General features: G+C 69.7%; 17 protein-coding genes and 5 pseudogenes. 11 read left to right on the forward strand and 11 right to left on the reverse strand.

The genetic code is table 11. The features are described 5' to 3' along the window. Positions 1-306: 306 nt before the first annotated feature. On the reverse strand, positions 307-1,389 hold the full coding sequence (locus ACTMVF_RS41030; protein ID WP_441276200.1) for a hypothetical protein: 1,083 nt from the start codon (positions 1,387-1,389) through the stop codon (positions 307-309). Positions 1,390-1,979: 590 nt separating this feature from the next. Here ACTMVF_RS41030 and ACTMVF_RS41035 point away from each other — a divergent pair. Beyond that, positions 1,980-2,333, forward strand: a complete 354-nt coding sequence (locus tag ACTMVF_RS41035; protein ID WP_441276201.1) for a VOC family protein — start codon at positions 1,980-1,982, stop codon at positions 2,331-2,333. Between the two features lie 283 nt (positions 2,334-2,616). Here the strand turns inward: ACTMVF_RS41035 and ACTMVF_RS41040 are convergent. Then, positions 2,617-3,239, reverse strand: a pseudogene (locus ACTMVF_RS41040) (aldehyde dehydrogenase family protein); the annotation flags it as partial. 163 nt (positions 3,240-3,402) lie between these two features. Here ACTMVF_RS41040 and ACTMVF_RS41045 point away from each other — a divergent pair. Then, positions 3,403-4,197 (forward strand): SAM-dependent methyltransferase, encoded by a 795-nt coding sequence (locus ACTMVF_RS41045; RefSeq protein WP_441276202.1) that lies wholly within the window; start codon positions 3,403-3,405, stop codon positions 4,195-4,197. A gap of 92 nt (positions 4,198-4,289) precedes the next feature. Here the strand turns inward: ACTMVF_RS41045 and ACTMVF_RS41050 are convergent, their stop codons facing one another. Together ACTMVF_RS41050 and ACTMVF_RS41055 are read right to left on the reverse strand one after the other, a co-directional pair. Beyond that, positions 4,290-5,939, reverse strand: a complete 1,650-nt coding sequence (locus ACTMVF_RS41050; RefSeq protein WP_441276203.1) for a TlrC/CarA/OleB/SrmB family ABC-F type ribosomal protection protein — start codon at positions 5,937-5,939, stop codon at positions 4,290-4,292. 263 nt (positions 5,940-6,202) lie between these two features. Beyond that, positions 6,203-6,638: pseudogene (locus tag ACTMVF_RS41055) on the reverse strand (EamA family transporter); the annotation flags it as partial. Positions 6,639-6,731: 93 nt separating this feature from the next. On the opposite strand from ACTMVF_RS41055, the pseudogene ACTMVF_RS41060 reads away from it, so the two are divergent. From ACTMVF_RS41060 to ACTMVF_RS41075, 4 genes and pseudogenes are all read left to right on the forward strand, one after another. Then, a pseudogene (locus tag ACTMVF_RS41060) lies at positions 6,732-7,201 on the forward strand (LysR substrate-binding domain-containing protein); the annotation flags it as partial. 314 nt (positions 7,202-7,515) lie between these two features. Then, a complete protein-coding gene (locus tag ACTMVF_RS41065) occupies positions 7,516-8,289 on the forward strand; it encodes an HAD family hydrolase (RefSeq protein ID WP_441276221.1) in 774 nt (257 codons plus the stop codon). After that, the gene (locus tag ACTMVF_RS41070) at positions 8,286-10,682 is read left to right on the forward strand and encodes a glycoside hydrolase family 65 protein (RefSeq protein ID WP_441276204.1); all 2,397 of its coding nucleotides are present in this window, start codon (positions 8,286-8,288) and stop codon (positions 10,680-10,682) included. Before ACTMVF_RS41065 ends, ACTMVF_RS41070 begins: the two co-directional genes overlap by 4 nt. Before the next feature lie 95 nt (positions 10,683-10,777). Continuing rightward, complete coding sequence (locus ACTMVF_RS41075) at positions 10,778-11,659, forward strand: universal stress protein (protein ID WP_441276205.1); 882 nt, start codon at positions 10,778-10,780, stop codon at positions 11,657-11,659. 32 nt (positions 11,660-11,691) lie between these two features. On the opposite strand, the gene ppk2 is transcribed toward ACTMVF_RS41075, so the two are convergent. Beyond that, positions 11,692-12,495 (reverse strand): polyphosphate kinase 2, encoded by an 804-nt coding sequence (gene ppk2 / locus ACTMVF_RS41080; protein WP_441276222.1) that lies wholly within the window; start codon positions 12,493-12,495, stop codon positions 11,692-11,694. A 187-nt stretch (positions 12,496-12,682) separates the two neighbouring features. On the opposite strand from ppk2, the gene ctaD reads away from it, so the two are divergent. Together ctaD and ctaF are read left to right on the forward strand one after the other, a co-directional pair. After that, positions 12,683-14,353 (forward strand): aa3-type cytochrome oxidase subunit I, encoded by a 1,671-nt coding sequence (ctaD, locus tag ACTMVF_RS41085; RefSeq protein ID WP_441276206.1) that lies wholly within the window; start codon positions 12,683-12,685, stop codon positions 14,351-14,353. Continuing rightward, a complete protein-coding gene (ctaF, locus tag ACTMVF_RS41090; protein ID WP_302003115.1) occupies positions 14,350-14,787 on the forward strand; it encodes an aa3-type cytochrome oxidase subunit IV in 438 nt (145 codons plus the stop codon). Before ctaD ends, ctaF begins: the two co-directional genes overlap by 4 nt. On the opposite strand, the gene qcrB is transcribed toward ctaF, so the two are convergent. Further along, positions 14,736-16,244, reverse strand: coding sequence for a cytochrome bc1 complex cytochrome b subunit (gene qcrB, locus ACTMVF_RS41095; protein WP_441276207.1), 1,509 nt, complete (start codon positions 16,242-16,244; stop codon positions 14,736-14,738). The genes ctaF and qcrB overlap by 52 nt on opposite strands. Before the next feature lie 97 nt (positions 16,245-16,341). Beyond that, positions 16,342-16,704: a DUF6479 family protein gene (locus tag ACTMVF_RS41100; protein WP_441276208.1), complete on the reverse strand. Its 363-nt coding sequence runs from the start codon at positions 16,702-16,704 to the stop codon at positions 16,342-16,344. Positions 16,705-16,852: 148 nt separating this feature from the next. Here ACTMVF_RS41100 and ACTMVF_RS41105 point away from each other — a divergent pair, with 148 nt between their 5' ends. From ACTMVF_RS41105 to ACTMVF_RS41115, 3 genes are all read left to right on the forward strand, one after another. After that, a complete protein-coding gene (locus ACTMVF_RS41105; RefSeq protein WP_441276209.1) occupies positions 16,853-17,233 on the forward strand; it encodes a ferredoxin in 381 nt (126 codons plus the stop codon). Positions 17,234-17,358: 125 nt separating this feature from the next. Next, positions 17,359-18,537 carry an acyl-CoA dehydrogenase family protein gene (locus ACTMVF_RS41110; RefSeq protein WP_441276210.1) on the forward strand — a complete coding sequence of 393 codons (1,179 nt, stop codon included), beginning with the start codon at positions 17,359-17,361 and terminating at the stop codon, positions 18,535-18,537. A 35-nt stretch (positions 18,538-18,572) separates the two neighbouring features. After that, entirely contained in the window at positions 18,573-18,893 is a 321-nt protein-coding gene (locus ACTMVF_RS41115) for a hypothetical protein (RefSeq protein WP_441276211.1), read from the forward strand. Positions 18,894-19,017: 124 nt separating this feature from the next. Here the strand turns inward: ACTMVF_RS41115 and ACTMVF_RS41120 are convergent. From ACTMVF_RS41120 to ACTMVF_RS41135, 4 genes and pseudogenes are all read right to left on the reverse strand, one after another. Then, positions 19,018-19,206: pseudogene (locus ACTMVF_RS41120) on the reverse strand (transposase); the annotation flags it as partial. Between the two features lie 12 nt (positions 19,207-19,218). Continuing rightward, on the reverse strand, positions 19,219-20,088 hold the full coding sequence (locus ACTMVF_RS41125; RefSeq protein WP_441276212.1) for an alpha/beta fold hydrolase: 870 nt from the start codon (positions 20,086-20,088) through the stop codon (positions 19,219-19,221). A gap of 43 nt (positions 20,089-20,131) precedes the next feature. Then, positions 20,132-20,413: pseudogene (locus tag ACTMVF_RS41130) on the reverse strand (alcohol dehydrogenase catalytic domain-containing protein); the annotation flags it as partial. A 156-nt stretch (positions 20,414-20,569) separates the two neighbouring features. Continuing rightward, a complete protein-coding gene (locus ACTMVF_RS41135; protein WP_441276213.1) occupies positions 20,570-21,172 on the reverse strand; it encodes a TetR family transcriptional regulator in 603 nt (200 codons plus the stop codon). Positions 21,173-21,329: the final 157 nt, after the last annotated feature.

A 21,329-nucleotide genomic window follows, 5' to 3' on the forward strand; every position in this document is an offset into this window, starting at 1 on the left:
CGATCACGGCATGGGTTTGACCGGCTCGGTTGCCGCCGCGCCAGATCATCTGCCGGCCTTCGAGGACGTAGACCGGCTCCCAGTCCGCCGCCGCGCCACCGGCGGGCTCGAAGTCCGCACGCCGAGCTCGGTGCTGCACGCCGAGGCACGGCGGGTCAATACGAGCACCGTGCGCTTGCGGCGGGTGGCGACTACCGACCACCCCTGCCGCTCGTCACCATGATCGTTGCGGCAGACCGCTCACGGCCTGCCGCCGTGCGAGGGCGATTGATATCGCCGCCCATGTGCCGAGCTCCCCATGCCTTGCTACCAGCGAAGCGGCACATCAAACGGACCACCATCGGGGCCTGGGTGCGCTCCCTCCTCGTAGGACGTGAACGCGGTACCGGCCAGTGGCACGGACGTGAACCCGTCGAAGTAGTGAAGTGGCACATGTGTGATCAGCAAGAGTCCCAGCCCGAGTGCGACCACCGCACGCTTCGTGTTCTCGTGACCGTCGCACCACATCCACGCCACGATGGTGAGATTCACGCAGAGCAGGAACGCCCACCGGTGCTGATCCCACCCGCCGAAAGACAGCAAGAACGGCGCGCCACTCGCGCCCACGGCCAGGACGCGTGTCACCCAACCGCGCGCGTCGTGGCCGGGCCCGACGACGACGGCCGTCACCACGATGACGGCAAGGACGAGCGGAGCCAGATACCACGCGATGTTCCACGGGTCGTAAGCACTCCAGCTCTGGGCCTGTGTACGGAAGAAAAGCGCGAGCGCGTCTTCGCGCCAGTTCCATCCGCCCCCGCCGATCCGCGTGAGCAGATGTTCTCGCGCTCCCGGAACCGCGGGCGGCACGACGAACAGCAGTGCGTTCACCGCCACCGGCAGGATGCTTGCTGCCAACGCGGTGCGCGTCGGCAGCGACGAGCGCCACACGGCCAGCAGCCACACCGGGATCACGGTCAGCGCACTGATCTCATGGGCCATCGGCGCCAGCATCATCGCCAGCGTCGCCGTCCTCCACCAGCCGCGGTAGCCGAGCCACAGAGCGACAAACAGCAGAAGGAGCAGGACCTGGTCGAGGTAGCCGACCTCATGGAACAGGTAGCCGCCCGCCGGGTGAAGGAAGAACGCCACCGGCAGCCATCGCCGGACCGGCGTCGTGGCCAGCACCACAGTGGTGACGATGACGGCGAGCAGCAGCGCCAGGATGCCGAACGAGAACGCCGCATAGAACCAGTAGGCGTTCCCTGCCCACTCGGCGATCGGATAGAGCACGGTGGCGACGAGGAAGCGGCGGTGGAACCCGTCGGCCAGCGACGTCGCCTGAAGCGTTACGGACCAGAGCGACGGCAGCCGAAACCCTGTGTAGGCAGCCAGCGAGAGGGCCGCCACACACAGCCCACCGGCCCACCACGAACGCACACTTGACGCCTGAGAATTGCTGGATGCCGCAGTGCGGGGAGACGCCTGCGAGGGAAGCGAGGTACTGACCACGCACGCAAACTACGAGCTCTCCGCGGTACTTCGTCACGGCCACTCCGTGCACTGGCCTCTTTACCGCTGATCAGACGCCCGGGATCACCCGGCTGAGTGATCAAACTGCGGCAGCGAGCGGTCGTCCGGCCCAGCGGGTGCCGCTCTCGCTGCGGGCCCGGGTGGGTTCATGGCGTTGAGCGGCCACGCTGTCGGGGTGACGGGTGGTGTGGTTGCGCCAGCGCAGCACAACGGTTCAACTCCCTTGCTTGGATGGCTTGATGGGGATGATGTCAGTCGGCGAGGGTGAACTGCCGTTCGTCGGCGTGCAACACAGCGGCGTCCGCGTGGCCGTCGACCGCACCGGCCTCGTACGTGGCGATTCCGGTGAGTCGGCGGACCTCAAGGGGCTCGGGGCGCCGCTTAGCCGTCGGCGCGCACCCGCTCCGGCTCGGGCACCGGTTCGGTGAGCCTGTTGTTCGAAGCCCTGGCAGGTTTAAGCTCGCCGGATGACCTTGGAATGGGAACAGGTAATTGTTCACTCGGCAGATCCGGTGGCCTTGGGGCAGTGGTGGGCCGAGGCCCTTGGTTGGGTTGTGGTCCACTCCTCTGATGAGGAGTTCGAGATCCGCCCGGAGCCGGATCGCCTGCCGGGGCTGGACTTCGTCCGGCTTGATGAGGCCAAGAAGGCCAAGAGCCGGCTGCATCTCGACTTCAGGCCTGATGACCAGGAAGCCGAGGTGGCTCGTCTGGTGGCTCATGGCGCACAGCGTGTCGATATCGGCCAGGGTGATCAATCGTGGGTTGTGTTGGCAGACCCCGAAGGCAACGAGTTCTGTGTCCTGGGCCAGCGGCGTCAGTAGGGCTCGCGCCTCGTCCCTGGGGCGGACGGCGTAGACCTTGGCAAGGAACCGCCGCCGACCACCCGGCCGCTCTGGCCCTCGGTGTGGCAGTCGACGACGGTGAGGGTACTTTCCGGCGCTCGCTGTCAGCCTTCTGCCGCTTGGGCTTTGGGCGCGGCGGAGGAACCGGTGGTCTGGTGGGCGGCGACCGACGGGCAGTCCTCCGCCAGTGCCCGGTCGAGTTGCTCGGTGCGGAAGCCGCTGCGTTGGGCCCACCAGTAGGCGGCCAGGGAGACGGCCAGCAGGACGAGGAGGTCTCCTGACCGGCGTTGATGAGGGATCCGGCGACGGCTCCAGGCGGCGGCCTCCAGGTCGGCGTCGTCGAAGACGACGAAGGGGGCCTTGCCGCCGAGCTCCAGGTGGACGCGCTTGACCGATCCGGCGGCCTGGGCGGCGACTTGGCGGCCGACCGCGGTGGAGCCGGTGAAGGAGACCATGGCGACGTCGGGGTGCGTGATCAGTGCCTGCCCGGCGGCCGGGCCGGTCCCGGGGACGATGTTGATGACGCCGTCGGGGGATGCCTGCCTCCTGGGCCGCCTCGGCGAACATCACGGAGGTGAGCGGGGTGAGTTCGGACGGCTTGAGGACGATCGTGTTGCCGGCCGCGACCGCGGGGAAGATCTTCCACGCGGCCATCTGGAGGGGGTAGTTCCAGGGCGCGATGCAGCCGACGACGCCGATGGGTTCGCGGCGGATGGTCGAGGTGTGCTCGCCGGAGTACTCGCCCGATGCGCGGCCCTCCAGGTTGCCGGCGGCGCCGGCGAAGAAGCGGACGTTGTCGATGGTGCCGGGGGCGTCGAAGCCTCGGGTCAGTTTGATCGGCTTGCCGCCGATGCGGCTCTCCGTACGGGCGAAGTCCTCGGCGCGCGCCTGACCGGTGCAACCGTCGGCGCGCCGCTGCCCCTGCAGGACGCGGTCGACGACGGTTCACAGGACTGGGAGCTCGTCCAGTAGGTTCCGGGCACCCGACGACCGTGTCGCCTCCACGTCTAGGTTATGCAGTGACGTCCGCTCAACTCGGGGAGCCCCCATGTCAATTCAACGTCCGGTCATCAACAGCGGCGTGCCGCACTCCGCCCGGATCTGGAACTACTGGCTCGGCGGCAAGGACTGCTACGAGATCGACCGGCAGGTCGGCGACCAGATAGCCGGCGCCAACCCGGCGATCCTCGACATCGCCCTGGCACAGCGGGCGTTCCTCGTCAGGACGGTGGAGTACCTCGCCCGTGAGGCCGGTATACGTCAGTTCCTCGACGTGGGTACCGGCCTGCCCACCGCGAACAACACCCACGAGGTCGCCCAGAGACTGGTCCCCGAAACCCGGATCGTCTACGTCGATCACGACCCGGTCGTCCTGGCCCATGCCGAGGCCCTGCTCACCAGCACGCCCGAAGGGGCCACGGACTACATCGACGCCGACCTGCGCGACCCCGACGCCATTCTGGAACAGGCCGCCAAAACCCTGGACTTCAGCCGGCCGATCGCGCTGATCCTGCTGGGCATCACCGCCCACATCACCGACGACACCGTCTACGACATCGTCGGCCGCCTCTTGGACGCCCTGCCCTCCGGCAGCCACCTCGTGCTGTGCGACGACACCGAGGTGATCAACCCGCGGCAGATGCGGGAGATGATCGAGCAGTGGAACGAGGCGAGCGACAACCCCCGCGTCAACCGCAGCCCGGAGGAAATCGCCCGTTTCTTCGAGGGCTTGGAGCTGCTGGAGCCCGGCGTGGTTTCCGTCTCCCGGTGGCGTCCCAGCGAGTCCGGTGAGCAAGCGCCCGCCGAGGTCGACGACTTCGGCGGTGTGGCGCGAAAGCCGTAGCGTCCGCAGCGGCTGCAGCAGCCGTAGCTACCGCGCCACCCGGCGGGGCTGCCTGAGTGGGCTGTCCCGCCGGGCGGCGGGGCCTGCGGGTCTCAGCTCGCCGCGGCCTCGTGAACCTGTGCCACCTGGCCTGCGTTCAGTTCCAGATGCGTGCCGGTGAAGCGCGTGCGCATGCGGCGGTCGTGGGTGACGACGACCACCGCACCCCGGTAGCCGGCCAGAGCTCCTTCCAGCTCCTCGACCAGGGCCGGGGAGAGATGGTTGGTGGGCTCGTCGAGCAGCAGCAGGTCGACGGGTTCGCTCACCAGGCGGGCCAGCTCGATCCGGCGCCGCTGCCCGTAGGACAGTTCGTCCACTTTCAGGCGCAGGTCGGAGGGGCTGAACAGGCCGAGTGAGAGGAGGTGGTCGGTGTGCTTCTCCAGGTCGCCTCCACGGCCGTATGCGAACGCCTGCGGGACCGTGAGGCGCGGCGGCCACGGAGTCTCCTCCTGCCTCAGGTGCCCGACCCTGCCCCGTGTGCGCACCGTCCCCTCGTCGGGCCGCAGCTCACCCGCCAGCACCCGCATCAGCGTCGTCTTGCCCGCCCCGTTGGGCCCGGTGATCAACAGCCGCTCCTCGCCGCCGATCCGCAGTGACGGCACCTGCAGCCGGTCTCCGACACGGACGCCGGTGAGCTCCGCCGCGGTCTGCGACGTCCGGCCGTCGGCCGTCGTCATACGGGCGGCGAACACCAGAGGTTCGGGCGGCGGCGCGACGGGATGGTCCGTCAGCCGTTCGACACGCTCCTTCGCGTTGCGGACGCGGCTCATCGCCCCGTGGCCACGGCTGCGGGCACGGAAGCCGCCGTGGCCGAACCCGGCGAGCGACAGCTTGCGCGGGATCGCCGCCAGCCGTGCCGCGTTCGTGGCGGCCAGCTTCTGGTTGCGGGCCAGCTCCGCGCACCAGTCCTCGTACTCCCGCAGACGGCGCCGCCGCTCGGCGGCCTTGGCGGCGAGGTAGCCGTCGTAGCCGTCGCCGTACCGGGTCACCTTGCCCTCGCCGACCTCCAGGATCGTGGTGGTGACCCGTTCCAGGAACACCCGGTCGTGGGTGACCGCGAGCACGGTGCCGCGATGCGCCCGCAGGTGGGCCTCCAGCCAGCCCACCGCCTGGTCGTCCAGATCGTTGGTCGGCTCGTCCAGCAGCAACAGCTCCGGCTGGGAGGCCAGGGTCGCGGCCAGTGCCAGCCGTGACCGCTCACCGCCCGACAGAGTGCCCAGGGTTCTGTCCCGCGCCAGGCCGGGCAGCCCGAGCCCGTGCAGGGCGATGTCCACCCGGGCGTCGGCCTCGTAACCGGCGCGTGCCTCGTACTGGGCGACCAGATGGGCGTAGGCGTCGAGGGCCGCGGTGAGCTCCGCTTCCGCCAGGTTCTTGAGCCCGGCTTCGGCGCGGCGTATCCGCGCCTCCAGATCGCGTAGATCGGCGAGGGCCACATCCACCGCGTCCTGGACGCTCGACTCGGGTGGAAGGGCGAGCGACTGGGCGAGGTGGCCGACGCCGCCGGGCGCGATCACGGTCAGCTCGCCGTTGTCGGGCCGGTCCTGACCGGCGATCAGCCGCAGCAGGGTGGATTTTCCCGCTCCGTTGTCGCCGATGACGCCGGCCTTCTCGCCGGGCCTGACGCTGAAGGTGACGTCGTCCAGCACGACGTGGTCGTCGTAGCGGCGGGTGACGTTCTGAAGAGATAGTTGTGCGGTGAGCATGGAAGAGTCCCCTGTTCTCGGCCGAACCGATCGGAACGGGCGGATGGACGCATCCGCGCACGCCGGATCACTCCGCTGCACGCCGGACGGGCGGCAGCACGGGAGGAGCGGAAGCACGGATGAGAACGCGCGACGGCGGAGCCGAGCTCAACGCGGTCGCGCGGGGACTGTCACAGAGAACCCATGCGCAGCACCGTAGGCCGGGGATCTGCGTGCCTGCAAGCCTTTTTCTCGCCGGCCGCCATGGCTCACATGACTGTGTGTCAGTTCCGCGACGTCAGGACGCTCAACGAGTTGGCGGCGACGATGGCACCGATGCCGGCCCACTCCGGCCCACCCAGACCCCGGCCCACCCAGACCCCGGCCCAGACCGACCCGGCCGACCACGGCCGCGAGGACCGGGTTCACGCTCATGAACAGCCCGAAGGCCCGCGGCGGCACGTGTCGCAGGGTGAACAGGTCCGCGAGGTAGGGCACGGCCGAGGGGAGGACACCGGCCGCGACCGCGCAGGCGACGGCACCGGCAGTCGGCGGATTCCGTACGGCGACGATGATGCCGATCGGCAGGAACATCACGGCGGACAGGGCAGCCGCGGCGCCGACGCCCTGCACTCCGGGGACACGTCGGCCCACCGTGCGGTTGAGCAGGATGTACGACGCCCGGCAGCCAGCAGCCAGCAGCCAGCAGCCAGCAGCCAGCAGCCAGCAGCCAGCAGCCAGCAGCCTGCAGTCGGCAGGCCCAGGGCCATCCCGAGGCCTGGAAGGCCGGGGTGGGCCGGCCGAGCGCCGCCCAGCTCGGCCACCGTCGGTCTCGCGGAGGGCGCCTGCGACCTGTCCGTCGTACGCCGACCGGTGGACGACCGGCGGTTCGACTCCGCCATCGTCGGGCTGGAACGGCGGCTGTGCGCCCTGGCCGCCGACGACCCGCTGGCCCGGCGCCGCGCGGTCCGGTCGGCCGACCTCAGCGGCCGTACCCTCCTCGTCGACCGCCGCACCGGCGCCACGGCCACCGACCTGTGGCCGCCCGACGCGCGTCCGGCGAGCGAGGAGACACACGACGTCGACGACTGGCTCACGGCGATCTCCACCGGCCACCGCGTCGGCGTGACCGCCGAGGCCACCGCCCATCAGTACCCCCGCCCCCGGCATCGTCTACCGGCCGGTACGGGACGCCGAACCGATCGCCGTACGGCTGGCCTGGTGGCGTGACGACCAGCCCCCGCCGCGCAGGCGGGATCGAGCTGGTCACGGCGCTGTACCGGGCGACCGACACCCTCCACGGCCCTTGGCGTACGGGGGCAGCAGGGCGGGAAGGGCCCTATCCACTTCTCGCGGATCCTGATTACGCGGTGCGCGGCCGTCATCCGCTTCCCCGCGTCGTTCCGGGTCCTTCCCGTCACCTCCAGCACACCACGCGCGCGGCGAATGCGCCAGAGCCGCTCACGGGTACCCGAGGAGCCGGGGTCCGAGGGTGACAGGTGGGGTCTGGCGGGTACCCATGAGCGGATCCCGCCGGGCGCGGGAGGGCCGTCCAGTGGAGTGGAGTCGGGTGGAGTCGAGTGGAGGTGAGCAGGCCGTGCGGTTCGCGTTCCATGGTGCCGACGCACATGGGCATCCCCTGGATGTCCTGCGTGACGTGCGCGCCGTCGTCTTCGACACCGACGGAGTGATCACCGACTCGGCCAAGGTGCACGCCGCCGCCTGGAAGGCGGCCTTCGACGGCTTCCTTCGGGCCCACCCGCCCGAGGACCCCGGCCTGCGTCGTCCCTTCGACGAGCAGGACGACTACCTGCGGCACGTCGACGGCAGGTCCCGCCTCGACGGAGCCGAGGCCTTCCTCGCCGCACGCGGCATCGAGGCGTCGGCCGAGACGGTGCGGGCCGTCGCCGCGGACAAGGAGCGCCTCTTCACACAGCGGCTGCGCGAGCAGGGCGTGGAGGCCTACCCGGGGACCGTACGGCTGGTGAAGGCGCTGCGTGCGGCGGAAGTGCCCCGGGCCGCGGCCTCCGCGTCCCGGCACGCCGGTGAGTTGCTGAGCCGGGCAGGGGTCCTCGATCTGTTCGACGTCCTCGTGGACGGCGGCGAGGCGGCCCGGCTGGGCCTGGCGGGCAAGCCGGAGCCCGACCTGTTCCTGGAGGCGGTGCGCCGGCTCGGCGTCCCCGCCGAGCGGGCGGCCGTCATCGAGGACGCGCTGGCGGGCGTGGAGGCGGGCCGACGCGGTGGATTCGCCCTGGTCATCGGCGTGGACCGGGCCGCCGGTGCGGACACCGGGGCGCGGCTGCTGAGGCACGGCGCCGACCTCGTCGTCCACGACCTCGGAGAACTCTGCGCGGGAGGAGCGCCGAAGTGACCGACCGGAACTCGGGGGCCGAGGCAACGGGCTGGAGCTGGGAGTACGAAGGCTACAAGCCGGCCGACGAACGCCTCAGGGAGTCGCTGTGCACGCTCGGCAACGGCTACTTCGCCACGCGGGGCGCGCTTCCCGAGTGCGCCGCCGACGAGGTCCACTATCCGGGAACCTATGTGGCCGGCATCTACAACCGGCTCACTTCCAATGTTGCGGGACGCCGTGTGGGCAACGAGGACATGGTCAACGTCCCCAACTGGCTGCCCCTGCGCTTCCGACTCCCCGGCGGGCACTGGATCGTCCCCGACACCGCGAGTGTGCTCGACCACCGGCAGCTGCTGCACCTGTCCGTGGGGATGCTGGAGCGCCGGACGCGGTACGACCTCGGCGACGACCGGGTGCTGACGGTGCGTCAGCAGCGCATCGTCCACATGGCCGACCCTCATCTGGCCGCGCTGCGCACCGAGTTCACGACCGAGGGATTCTCCGGCCCGCTGGAGGTGGAGGCTGCCCTGGACGGCTCGGTCACCAACTCCGGTGTGCCGCGCTACCGGGACCTCGACGGCCGTCACCTGACCCACATCCACACCGGCACCGCCACCCCGGACACGGTCTGGCTGCGCTGCCGTACCCGCACCTCCGACATCCGGATCGGCATCGCGGCCCGGCTGACCGCCGACGCGCCCGTCACGAACCGTCACGAACGGCCGTACGCCATCCAGCGATTGACGCTCCACATGGCGCCCGGCCACACGGTCACCGTCGACAAGACGGTCGCCCTGCACACTTCCCACGACCCCGCCATCAGCGACCCGCTGCACGCAGCCGTCGACCGGGTGGGACGCGCCCCTGGCTTCGACTCCCTGGCCCAGTCGCACCGCACCGCCTGGGGACAGCTCTGGCGCCGCGCCGAACTCGACGTTCCCGGCGAGTCGGGCCGCATCCTGCGCCTGCACCTCTTCCACGTCCTGCAGACCCTCTCCCCGCACACCGCCGACCTCGACGTCGGCGTGCCCGCCAGGGGACTGCACGGCGAGGCCTACCGCGGCCACGTCTTCTGGGACGAGCTGTTCGTCCTGCCCTTCCTCAACCTGCACTTCCCGGAGGTCTCCCGCGCCCTGCTCCGCTACCGCCACCGCCGCCTCGAACAGGCCTGCACCAGTGCCGTGCAAGCCGGTCACCGGGGTGCGATGTACCCCTGGCAGAGCGGCAGTGACGGACGTGAGGAAACCCAGCAGCTGCATCTCAACCCGCGCTCCGGACGCTGGCTGCCCGACCACTCCCATCTCCAGCACCATGTCAGCTCGGCGATCGCGTACAACGTGTGGCAGTACTGCGAGGCGAGCGGCGACACGGAGTTCCTGCACACCAAGGGTGCCGAGATGCTGTTGCAGATCGCCCGCTTCTGGGCGGACATGGCGGTCTACGACGACAGCCTGGGACGACACCGCATCAAGGGCGTCGTCGGCCCCGACGAGTACCACGAGTCCTACCCGGGTGCCGAGCGGCCCGGCCTCGACGACAACGCGTACACCAACGTCATGGCCGCCTGGGTGCTCACTCGCACCATGGAGCTGCTGGACACCCTGCCCGAGCCCCGCCGTCGCGAACTCTTCGAGCGCACCGGCCTGGACAGGGGGGAACTCGCACTGTGGGAGGACGTCTCGCACACCCTTCACGTCCCGTTCCACGACGACGTCATCAGCCAGTTCGCGGGCTACGGCGACCTCGCCGAGCTCGACTGGCACCGCTATCGCGGCAAGTACGGCGACATCCGGCGGCTGGACCGGATCCTGGAGGCGGAGGGCGACACCGTCAACCGCTACAAGGCCTCCAAACAGGCCGACGTCCTGATGCTCGGCTACCTCTTCGCACCGGCCGAACTGCAGGGCCTGTTCCGCCGGTTGGGGGTGCCTCTGGACGAGGACACCTGGCGGCGCACCCTCGACTACTACATCCACCGCACCAGCCACGGCTCCACCCTCAGCGGCCTGGTCCACGGCTGGGTGCTGGCCCGGTGCCGACGCACCGAGGCGTGGAAGTTCTGCCAGGAGGCCCTCCTGGGCGACATCGCCGACGTCCAGGGCGGCACCACCGGCGAGGGCATCCACCTCGGCGCGATGGCCGGCACCCTCGACCTCGTCCAGCGCGGGCTGACCGGCCTGGAGACCCGGGGCGGCGCACTGTGGCTCGACCCCGTGCCGCTGCCCGAACTGTCCTCGTACGGCTTCGCCCTGCGCTACCAGGGCAACTGGGGCGTACGCCTGCACCTGGAGCGCGGACTGCTGGAGATCGCGGTGCCGTCGCACGACGTCTCACCGATCGAGGTACGGCTGCCGGGGCGCGAGGTCACCCTGCAGCCGGGGGAGACGGGACGACTGGTCCTTCCGGAGTGACGCGGCCCTGTGCGGGACGCGGCCGACGGGGAGAGGCTGGGAGGAGAGCGGATCCTGCGCGGAACCCGCGATTCCTGCACGGAAAGGGGAGCGTGATGTACGGCCCGGTTGTCGTAGGGGTGGACGGCTCGCCGTCGAGCATGGCGGCCGTGGAGGTCGCGGCGCGCGAGGCCGGGCTGCGGGGCGTGGGGCTGCGGCTGGTGCACGCCTTCGGCTGGCCGGGCGCTCACATACCGGCCGGCGGGCGGCCGTGGGAGCCGAGTGGCGCCGGGCTGCGCGAGCTGATCGACGGCACGCTCACCAAGGCCGAGCGGCGCGCTCACGAGACGGCGCCCGGCGTCGACATCGTGCGGGAAGTCGTCGTCGGCGAACCGGTGACGGTGCTGGAGATCGAGTCCCGCACCGCGTGTCTGGCCGTGGTCGGGAGCCGGGGCCACAGCCGCTTCGGTGCCCTGCTGCTCGGCTCCACCGCGGGTCATCTGGCCGCCCACGCCGCCTGCCCGGTGCTGGTGGTACGGGGCAGGCCGAACGCCGAGGGGCCCGTCCTCCTCGCCGTCGACGGCTCGCCCGCGGCCCGGGGAGCCGTCGAGTTCGCCTTCGCCCTGGCCTCCCTGCACGGCACGGACCTGGTGGCGCTGCACGCTTGGAGCACCCGGACCGAGCGCGCCTACGACGCTCCCGCCGACCCGCCCTTCGTGACGTACGACGAGGGCCGGCTGCGTGATGAGGAGGAGCGCGTGCTCGCCGAGGCGCTGGGCGGGCTGCGCGACAGGTACCCCGACGTCGCCGTGGACCGCAGGCTGGTGCGAGGCCGGATCCGCCACACCCTCATCGAGGCCAGCGCCGAGGCCGGGTTCGTCGTGGTCGGGGCACGCGGCCGGGGCGGCTTCGCCGGGCTGCTCCTGGGATCGGTCAGTCAGGCCGTGCTCCAGCACGCCCACTGTCCGGTCGCCGTCGTGCGGGCCGGTGAGGGGTGAGGTTGGGGGGGCGAGCGGTCGGCGCGTCCGGCTCAGAGGCTCGCCGCGTGGTCCGGGACGTAGTTCTGCAGATCGCGCGGCGGCCGCTGATAGCCGGTCGACTCCGGCCGTTCGGGCAGGTCCGGGACGGCCGGGCGCACGTCCTGGTACGGCACGGAGTCCAGCAGATGGGCGATCATGTTCAGCCGGGCCCGGCGCTTGTCGTCGCTCTCGACGACGTACCAGGGCGCCTCGGTGATGTCGGTGTGCACCATCATCTCGTCCTTGGCCCGGGAGTACTCCTCCCAGCGGGTGATCGACTCCATGTCCATCGAGGACAGCTTCCAGCGCCGCAGCGGATCCTCCAGACGGCGCCGGAAGCGGTCCTGCTGCTCCTCGTCGCTCACCGAGAACCAGTACTTGCGCAGCAGGATCCCGTCCTCCACCAGCATCCGCTCGAAGAGGGGGCACTGCCGCAGGAAGAGCTGGTACTCCTCCTTGGTGCAGAAGCCCATGACGTGCTCGACGCCGGCCCGGTTGTACCAGCTGCGGTCGAACAGCACGATCTCCCCGGCGGCCGGCAGATGCCCGATGTACCGCTGGAAGTACCACTGGGTGCGCTCGCGCTCGGTCGGCTTGGGCAGGGCCGCGATGCGCGCCACACGCGGGTTCAGGTGCTCGGTGACCCGCTTGATGGTGCCGCCCTTGCCCGCCGCGTCCCGCCCCTCGAAGACGACGACCAGCCGGGCGCCCTGCGCCCGCACCCACTCCTGCAGCTTCACCAACTCCGTCTGCAGACGCAGCAGTTCCTTCTCGTACGCCTTGCGCGGCAGCTTCTTCGCCTTGTCGCCGGCCATGCCGCCTCCCGCCGCCTGCTCGAGCACCAGAACAGCACCGTACTGACCGAGGACGAGCCGCGCACCCCGGACGCGGACCACGCCCACGTCCGGCACCTGGAGGGACCGGCGATGCCAGGTGAGGCGCACGGGTGAATGCCCTGGCACGAAGGACTGACACCACCGCTGCCCGGGTACCCAGCGGCGCATGGCGGTGGACAGCAGGACCGAGCCGGCGCGCACGACGCCGCCCCGGCGGCGCGGGAGACTCGGCCGGGCGTTGCTGCGGTGGGCGACGACGACCGACCACAAGGTGATCGGCAACCTCTATATGACGACCGCCTTCGGCTTCTTCCTGCTCGGCGGCGTCCTCGCGCTGCTGATGCGGGCCGAACTCGCCCGCCCCGGGCTCCAGTTGTTCAGCAACGACCAGTACAACCAGCTGTTCACCGTGCACGGCACGGTCATGATGCTGCTCTTCGCGACACCGCTGTTCGCCGGGTTCGCCAACGCGATCATGCCGCTGCAGATCGGCTCCCCGGACGTGGCGTTCCCACGGCTGAACGCCCTGTCGTACTGGATGTACCTGGGCGGCGGCCTGATGGTCGTGGCCGGCTTCGTCGTGCCCGGGGGAGCGGCGAGCTTCGGCTGGTTCGCCTACGCGCCCCTCAACAGCGCGGTGCGCAGCCCCGGCTCGGGCGGTGACCTGTGGACCATGGGCCTGGTGGTGACCGGTGTGTCCACCACACTCGGCGCGGTCAACTTCATCACCACGATCCTGTGCCTGCGCGCCCCCGGCATGACCATGTTCCGGATGCCGCTGTTCACCTGGAACGTGCTGTTCACCTCGATCCTGATCCTGCCCGCGTTCCCCGTCCTCACGGCCGCCCTGTTCGCCCTGGAGGCGGACCGCAAGTTCGGGGCGCACATCTACGACGCGGCGAACGGCGGCTCGCTGCTGTGGCAGCACCTGTTCTGGTTCTTCGGGCACCCCGAGGTCTACATCGTCGCGCTGCCGTTCTTCGGGATCATCTCCGAGATCATCCCGGTGTTCAGCCGCAAGCCGCTCTTCAGCTACCTCGGCCTCATCGGCGCCACCATCGTCATCACCATGCTGTCGGCCGTGGTGTGGGCCCACCACATGTTCGCGACCGGAGCCGTACTGCTGCCGTTCTTCTCCCTGATGTCCTTCCTCATCGCCGTGCCGACCGGCATCAAGTTCTTCGCCTGGATCGGCACCATGTGGAAGGGATCGCTGTCCTTCGAGACGCCGATGCTGTGGGCGATGGGGTTCCTTGTGACGTTCCTGCTCGGCGGTATGAGCGGCGTCGTCATCGCCTCCCCGCCGCTGGACTTCCACCTCACCGACTCGTACTTCATCGTCGCCCATCTGCACTATGTGCTGTTCGGCACGGTCGTCTTCGCGATGTTCGGGGGCTTCTACTTCTGGTGGCCGAAGTTCACCGGGAGGATGCTCGACGAGCGCCTCGGCAAGATCCACTTCTGGACCCTCTTCGTCGGCTTCCAGACCACGTTCCTGGTCCAGCACTGGCTCGGCGAAGAGGGCATGCCCCGCCGCTACGCCGACTATCTGACCGCGGACGGCTTCACGCTCCTGAACACCATCAGCTCCATCGGTTCGTTCCTGCTCGGCCTGTCCATGCTGCCGTTCTTCTACAACATCTGGCGCACCACCCACTACGGCACGCGGCTGGCCCGCAACGACCCCTGGGGATACGGCCGCTCCCTCGAATGGGCCACTTCCTGTCCGCCCCCACGCCACAACTTCACGGCGCTGCCCCGGATCCGCTCCGAGTCCCCGGCGTTCGACCTGCACCATCCCGACGTCACCCGCCTCGACCAAAGGCAAGTGCAGTGAAGACCGAGGCCCGTCTGTTCATCGGCGTGGCGGGGTTCTTCCTCGTCACCGCCGTCGGCTACGGCTGGCGTTCCAAGGAACCCGCCGGTACCGCCGTCCTGACCATCGCCTTCCTGATGGCCGCCCTCGTCGCGTTCTTCCTGCACATGCAGTACCGCAGGCGGGGCCTGAGGGCACAGGACCGCCCGGACGCCGAAGTCGCCGACACCGCGGGCCCGCTCCACTTCTTCGCGCCGCACAGCCCCTGGCCCATCACTACGGCACTGGGATCCGTCCTGGCGGCGCTCGGTGTCGTCTACGGCCTGTGGCTGTTCCTGCTGGGCGTCGGCGTGCTCGGGCACGGGGTATTCGGCATGGTGTTCCAGTACGTGGGCCGGGATGCTCAGCGTTCCAGCTCGTCCGCCGACGATTCCCGTTCGTCCTCGACGCGGTAGCCATAGCTCCTCAGCACATACCGCCGCTCCTCGTCGAGCGGCTCGTGGCTCCCCTCGTAGCCGCCCGCGATCGTCTGCCGCACCTCGCCGGTCTCCTCGCCCTCCGTCAGCCGCTCCCGGTCCGCATCCTGCAGCGCCACGCAGACGCGCTTGGTCACCATGAACGCGAGCGGCGGCAGCAGCACGAAAGCGATCCGGAAGACCCAGGTCAGCGCGTTCACGGAGACCCTGAAGGCGTGCGCGATGATGTCGTTGCCGCCCGCCGCCAGCAGGACGGCGTAGCAGCTGAGCGCCGCGACACCGAGCCCCGTGCGCACGGGCTTGTCGCGGGGCCGGTCGCACAGATGGTGCTCCTCGCGGTCACCGGTCACCCACCGCTCGACGAACGGGTACGCGTACAGCACCGCGAACAGGACGCCCGGGAGCACGACCGCGGGCAACAGCACGTTCCACATCACCGTGTGCCCGGCCACCACCGTCTCCCACGGCGGCACCAGCCGCAGCGAGCCCTCCAGGAAGCCGACGTACCAGTCCGGCTGGGAACCCGTGGACACGACGTCCGCGCGATAGGGGCCGTACGCCCAGATCGGGTTGATCTGCCCGACCCCCGAGAGCAGCGTCAGCACCCCGAAGACCATCAGGAACAGGCCGCTCGAAGCCGCCGTGAACTGCGGGAACATGGGTTTGCCGACCGCGTTGCGGTTGGTGCGGCCGCGGCCCGCCCAGTGCGTGTGCTTGAGGTAGAAGACCAGGATCAGGTGCACCGTGATGAGCGCGAGCAGCAGTCCGGGGAGCAGCAGGATGTGCAGCGCGTACAGCCGCGGGATCAGTTCCTCGCCGGGAAACTCGCCGCCGAACGCGAACATGCTCACATACGTCCCCACCACCGGGATCGACAGCATGATGCCCTGGGCGATCCGCAGGCCCGTCCCCGACAGCAGGTCGTCCGGCAGCGAGTAGCCGGCGAAGCCCTCCGCCAGCGCCAGCATGAACAGGGTCACGCCGATCAGCCAGTTGACCTCGCGGGGCCGGCGGAACGCGCCCGTGAAGAAGATCCGCAGCAGATGCAGCCCGATCGCGGCGAGGAACACCAGGGCCGCCCAGTGGTGCACCTGACGGATCAGCAGACCGCCGCGCACGTCGAAGCTGATGTCCAGCGTCGACTCGTACGCCGAGGACATCCGCATCCCGTTGAGCGGCCGGTACGAGCCGTGGTAGACGACCTCCGTCATCGACGGGTGGAAGAACAGCGTCAGCCACACGCCGGTCAGCAGCAGGACGACGAAGCTGTAGAGGGCGATCTCACCCAGCAGGAAGGACCAGTGGTCGGGAAAGGCCTTGCGCAGCAGACCACCGCCCTCGGAGAGCGGCAGTCGCGCGTCGACGTAGTCGGCGGTGCGCTGAGCGGCATGACGGGCTCGCGCGTCGGCACGGGCCCTGCTCCTCCTCCACAGCACGGATCACGAGTGCCCCCGGCGCCGACCCCGGAAACGGACAGTCACGTACGATCACTCGTTGGTCTGCCCCGGCCGGTCAGGCGTCAGGTGTCAGGTGTCAGGTGTTGCCCGGCCCCCCGCTGCCGAACGACCCGCTGCCGCCTTCGGTCCAGCGGCGCCGTGTCTGCGAGGGGCTGGTGCGCGAGGGGACGTTGCCGTGGGCGGGCATCTCGTGCGGGGTCAGCCGGCGGTCGCTTCTGGGTACCTCGTCCGGCTCCCGGTGCTCCCGGACCTCGTGGACCGGGCCCCCCTCGGGCAGATGCGGCTGCTCCTCGGGGCGTGGCGGCGGCGGTTCCCGGCGCCTGATCCGGGCGCCCAGCACGAAGGCGCCGATGAGCAGCGCCACGACGACCAGACCGGCGACGACCAGTCCGATGCCGAGCGCACCTTCCGCGGCGATGTTCGTCCATGCGATGTCCATGGGGCCGCGAGTACCCCCGCCGCCCCGCGTGAACCCGATCACCTGCCGTGCTGAGCGACGCGCTCGCTCGACCGCGACCCCCGCTGACCCGGCCGGAACCCTTGCGAACGCCGGGTTTGGGCGCACCGACTCCGGCTACCCGAGCGGTGTGACACAGACAACGTCCCAGCAGCAGCTCGTCCAGTTCCTGGAGGACCGTTTCGCCGCCGCCCAGGCCTGCACCGAGTGCGCTCGAGCCTGTGCGCTGCGCGCGAGCCTGGTGGATCCGGACGGGCCCGAGGACCAGGAGCTTGTTCGCCGCAAGGGCATCCTGTGCGCCGAGGTGTGCGACGCGACCTGCCGGGTGCTCTCCGAGGAGCATGCGGACGAAGGCGCCGAGGCCGCCCTCCGCGTCCAGCTGGAGTGGACCCGGACGGTGTGCCTGGAGTGCGCACATCTCTTCGACCGGTACCCGGGTGCCGAGGACACCGCGAAGGCGTGCCGGGAGTGCGCACAGGCCTGCATGGACTTCCTGGCCACGCTCGACTGAGCGATCTGCGCCGGGTCGGCGGCAGCTCCGGTGCCGGATCCGCCCGCTCCTCGCCATTCCCAATTTCTGGAACACGTTCTACGGTGTGCGCCGTCAGGACCGGCCTTGGGGAGCCTGGAGGCGCCGTGCACCTCGAATACACGCCCGAGCAGCAGCGGCTGCGCAGCGAACTGCGCGACTACTTCGCCGAGCTGGTGCCGGACCCCGCACAGACCCGCTTCGCCGACCCGGCGGCCCAGAAGCGCTACTACCGCAAGACCATCCGGCGGCTCGGCACGGACGGCTGGCTCGGCGTGGGCTGGCCCAAGGAGTACGGCGGGCGCGGCCTGACCGCGATGGAACAGTTCATCTTCTTCGACGAGGCCGCCCAGGCCGGCGTCCCGCTGCCCCTGATGGCCCTGAACACCGTCGGCCCGACGATCATGCAGTACGGCACGGACGAGCAGAAGGCGTACTTCCTGCCGAAGATCCTCTCCGGCGAGATCGACTTCGCGATCGGCTACAGCGAGCCCGACGCGGGCACGGACCTGGCCTCGCTCAGGACGCGCGCGGTACGGGACGGTGACGAGTACGTCGTCAACGGCCAGAAGATCTGGACGACCAACGGCGACACGGCCGACTGGGTCTGGCTGGCCGTCCGCACCGACCCGGACGCCCCGCCGCACAAGGGCATCACCATGCTCCTCGTCCCGACCACCGAGCCCGGCTACTCCTGCACCCTCATCAACACCCTCGCCTCGCACGACACCACGGCCAGCTACTACGAGAACATCCGCGTCCCCGTCTCCCGCCGGGTCGGCGCCGAGAACCAGGGCTGGCGCCTGATCACCAACCAGCTCAACCACGAGCGCGTCACCCTCGCCGCCCACGGCACCATGGCCATCCGCGCCCTGCACGACGTGCAGCGCTGGGCCATGGAGACCAAGCTCGCCGACGGCCGCCGAGTGATCGACCTGCCCTGGGTGCGCCGCCGCCTCGCCCAGACCCACACCAAGCTCGACGCCCTCAAGCTCCTCAACTGGCAGATGGTCAGCGCCGTACAGGAGGGCACACTCACCCCGCAGGACGCCTCCGCCGTCAAGGTCTACGGCTCCGAGGCGCGCCGTGACGCATACGCCTGGCTGATGGAGATCGTCGCCGCACCCGGCACGCTGAAGGAGGGCTCGGCGGGGGCGGTGCTCCACGGCGAGCTGGAGCGCGGCTACCGCTCGGCCGTCATCTTCACCTTCGGCGGCGGCAACAACGAGATCCAGCGGGAGATCATCTCGTGGATCGGTCTGGGGATGCCGAGGGTGCGGCGTTAGCCAGCCGTGACCACAGACCTTGGATGATGTCTCGATTGGCGATCGTGCCGTGGTTACAACTCACACCACTCGCCCAGTTCGTCATGCGCCCCCGTCTGGATGAAGTTGCGAACGAGGGCCCAGGCGCGATCGGCAGTCAGGACGAAGTCGCCACTGAACGCAGCCAGGTCGTCCATGATCGGGACGTTGACGACGGCATCCGCCGCGGTGGTGTCGTCTCCTGTGAGCAGGGCGGACCCACCAGCGTCATCGAACAGGTGGATGACCGCCTGATCTCCTTGGAAACCCAGAGCCAGCCGGGGCTACTCACGGCCTGGCAGTCGGACCTCAAGGTACCCCCGGCCACGGGAGCGTAGTTCATTGAAGTGATCCGTCAGCTCACTGACGTCTGAACTTCTCTCCACCGCGGAGTACCGCCCTGATTCCAGTGCCGTCGCCGCCCATGCCACGCTCATCCCCGCACCTCCGACGCGAATTCAACTACCTGGCCATCCCGTGGGGAGTGCAAGAGTGTCCCCATCGGGTGGCGCGCCGGTAGCAGATCAGGGCACTGGCCAAGCCGACGAAGGCCAGGAAGTGCTCGGCCTTGCGCTCGTAGCGGCGGTGTAGCCGGCGGCACCCGTTCAGCCAGGACATCGTTCTCTCGACGACCCAGCGGTGTTTGCCGACAGTCGCTCTGGTTCAGGACCCAAGGAACTCGAGTGCCCTTGCCACGAATTCATCGTGGTACTGGAAGATCCCCCCGTGTCCGGCATCCGGGTAGAGGGGCACGAGTTCGCCCCGGGGCAGGCGGGCGGCCAGGTCGAGTGTGTTGTGGCTGGGCACCATGCGGTCGTTCTCGCCGTTTGCCACGAGCACCGGTTGGCGAATCTCCGACAGGTCCGACGGCGCCTGGCGGCCCCATTGTCTGATGGCCTTCAGCTGGGCTCGGAACGCCGGCAACGAGATGTCCTTGTCGCGGTGGTGCGTACGCTCCTTCAGCCGTTCCAGGAAGGCACGTCCGGCCCGCCGACCGCCCGCGGTTTCGGTGAAGAAGAGGGAGAGCTTGGGATCCTGGCGGGTCAGGGCGCCCTTGAGCGTGGCCCGGATGGTGAGCGCCGGGACCTTGTCGATGCCGGGGCCACCGGCGGGGCCTGTGCCCGCCAGGATGACCTTGCGGATGAGGTGAGGTTCTTGTTCCGCGATGACCTGTGCGATGAAGCCGCCCATCGACAGGCCGAGCAGATCGACCTGGTCGAAACCGAGGGCTCGGATGAACAGCACCGCGTCGCGGGCCATCGCCTCGATCGTGTCCGGCGTGGAGCCGCTCGATCCGCCCACCCCGCGGTTGTCGAAGGCGATGACCCGGCGTCGTGCGGCGAGTCCGTCGACGACGCGCGGGTCCCAGTTGTCCAGGACCCCGGCCAGATGAATCAGGAGGATCAGCGGTACGCCGTCCTCAGGGCCGAGTGCCCGGTAGGCGAAGTCCTCGCCGCGGACGGACACGGAGCGGGTCGGCGCGTTCTGGTACGACGACGTCGAGGAGGACGGTGAATTCCGCGGTGTGTTCATGTCCAGGTCCTTATGTGGCGAGTTTCAGGGCACTTCTCGTTGCGTCCTTGTCGGGCCGCGCGAAGACCTCGTCGCCCACCGCGAAGCGCGTGACGGCCGCGCCTACTTCGACCACGGTTCCGGCGAGGTCGTTGCCCAGGACGACCGGGAGCCGGTACGGCAGGATCGCCTTCAGCTCCCCGTCCCGGATCATGCGGTCGAGCGGGTTGACGCTCGCGGCATGGATCCGGACCAGCACGTCGTGCGCGCCCACCTCCGGGTCCGGCACCTCACTGGCCCGCACGCCGGCCTTGTCGCCGTAGCGCTCCACCGTGACGGCCCTCATCGTCGTCTCCGTATCTCGTCCGCAAGTGGACGGTGATGTGCATCGCGGGATTCCTGGGCAGCCCAGGAATCCCCGGGGGACGGACGCCGCAACCCTTGATATTACGATCGTAATGCTATGTGGCGGGCCGGTGGACCGCAAGGGGGTGCGGGTGTGTCACATCGCGGGGCTGGAGTGCCCATGCTCCACGCCCAGCAGGGCGAAGGCGTTGTGGATGCCCTGTTCGAGCAGCTCATCGGCGAGCTGCCGGTCGACGAGGGCTCGGGCAAGCTGGAGTGTTCCGGCCATCATGGCGTAGGCGCTGAGTGCCCTGGTGCGGACCGAGAGGGGATCGTCGGGTGCCAGGCGGGCGGCGATGCCGTCGATGACCATCAGTACGCCGTCGGTGTAAGCCCGCTTGGTCGGGTCTGCGCAGCGCCCGATTTCGTCGAGCAGGGCGGCGGAGGGGCAGCCGTCGTCGGAGCTGTCGCGATGCTGGGCGGACAGGTACCAGCGCACGATCTGCTCAAGTCCTGCGCGGCCGGGTGCCGCCTGCGCGACGATGCTCGCGTTCTGCGCCTGCAATTGGTCGGCGATCGCGGTGGCGACGAGGTCGTCCTTGGATGTGAAGTGGGTGTAGAAGGCGCCGTTGGTCAGTCCCGCGTCCGTCATGAGCGTCGAGATGCCCGAGCCGTCGATGCCGTCCCGCTTGAACCGGCGTCCGGCCGCCTCGATGATTCGCTGCCGGGTCGCCTGCTTGTGCTCTTTCCCGTAGCGCACCGCGCGCTCCTTTGCTCGTCGGAGGGGTTGCTTGCGCTTTCTGGGCGCCTTCGCCATTGTATTTCGATCGTACTTCAATGAACTCGCGGCCCAATGGCCGCCCGTTCGACGGTGAGGTGCCGCGCCAGGTGGCGCCGCATCCCCCTCGCTCGGGGGG

This window comes from Streptomyces sp. SD31 (genome assembly GCF_052068475.1).
Taxonomy (GTDB): domain Bacteria; phylum Actinomycetota; class Actinomycetes; order Streptomycetales; family Streptomycetaceae; genus Streptomyces.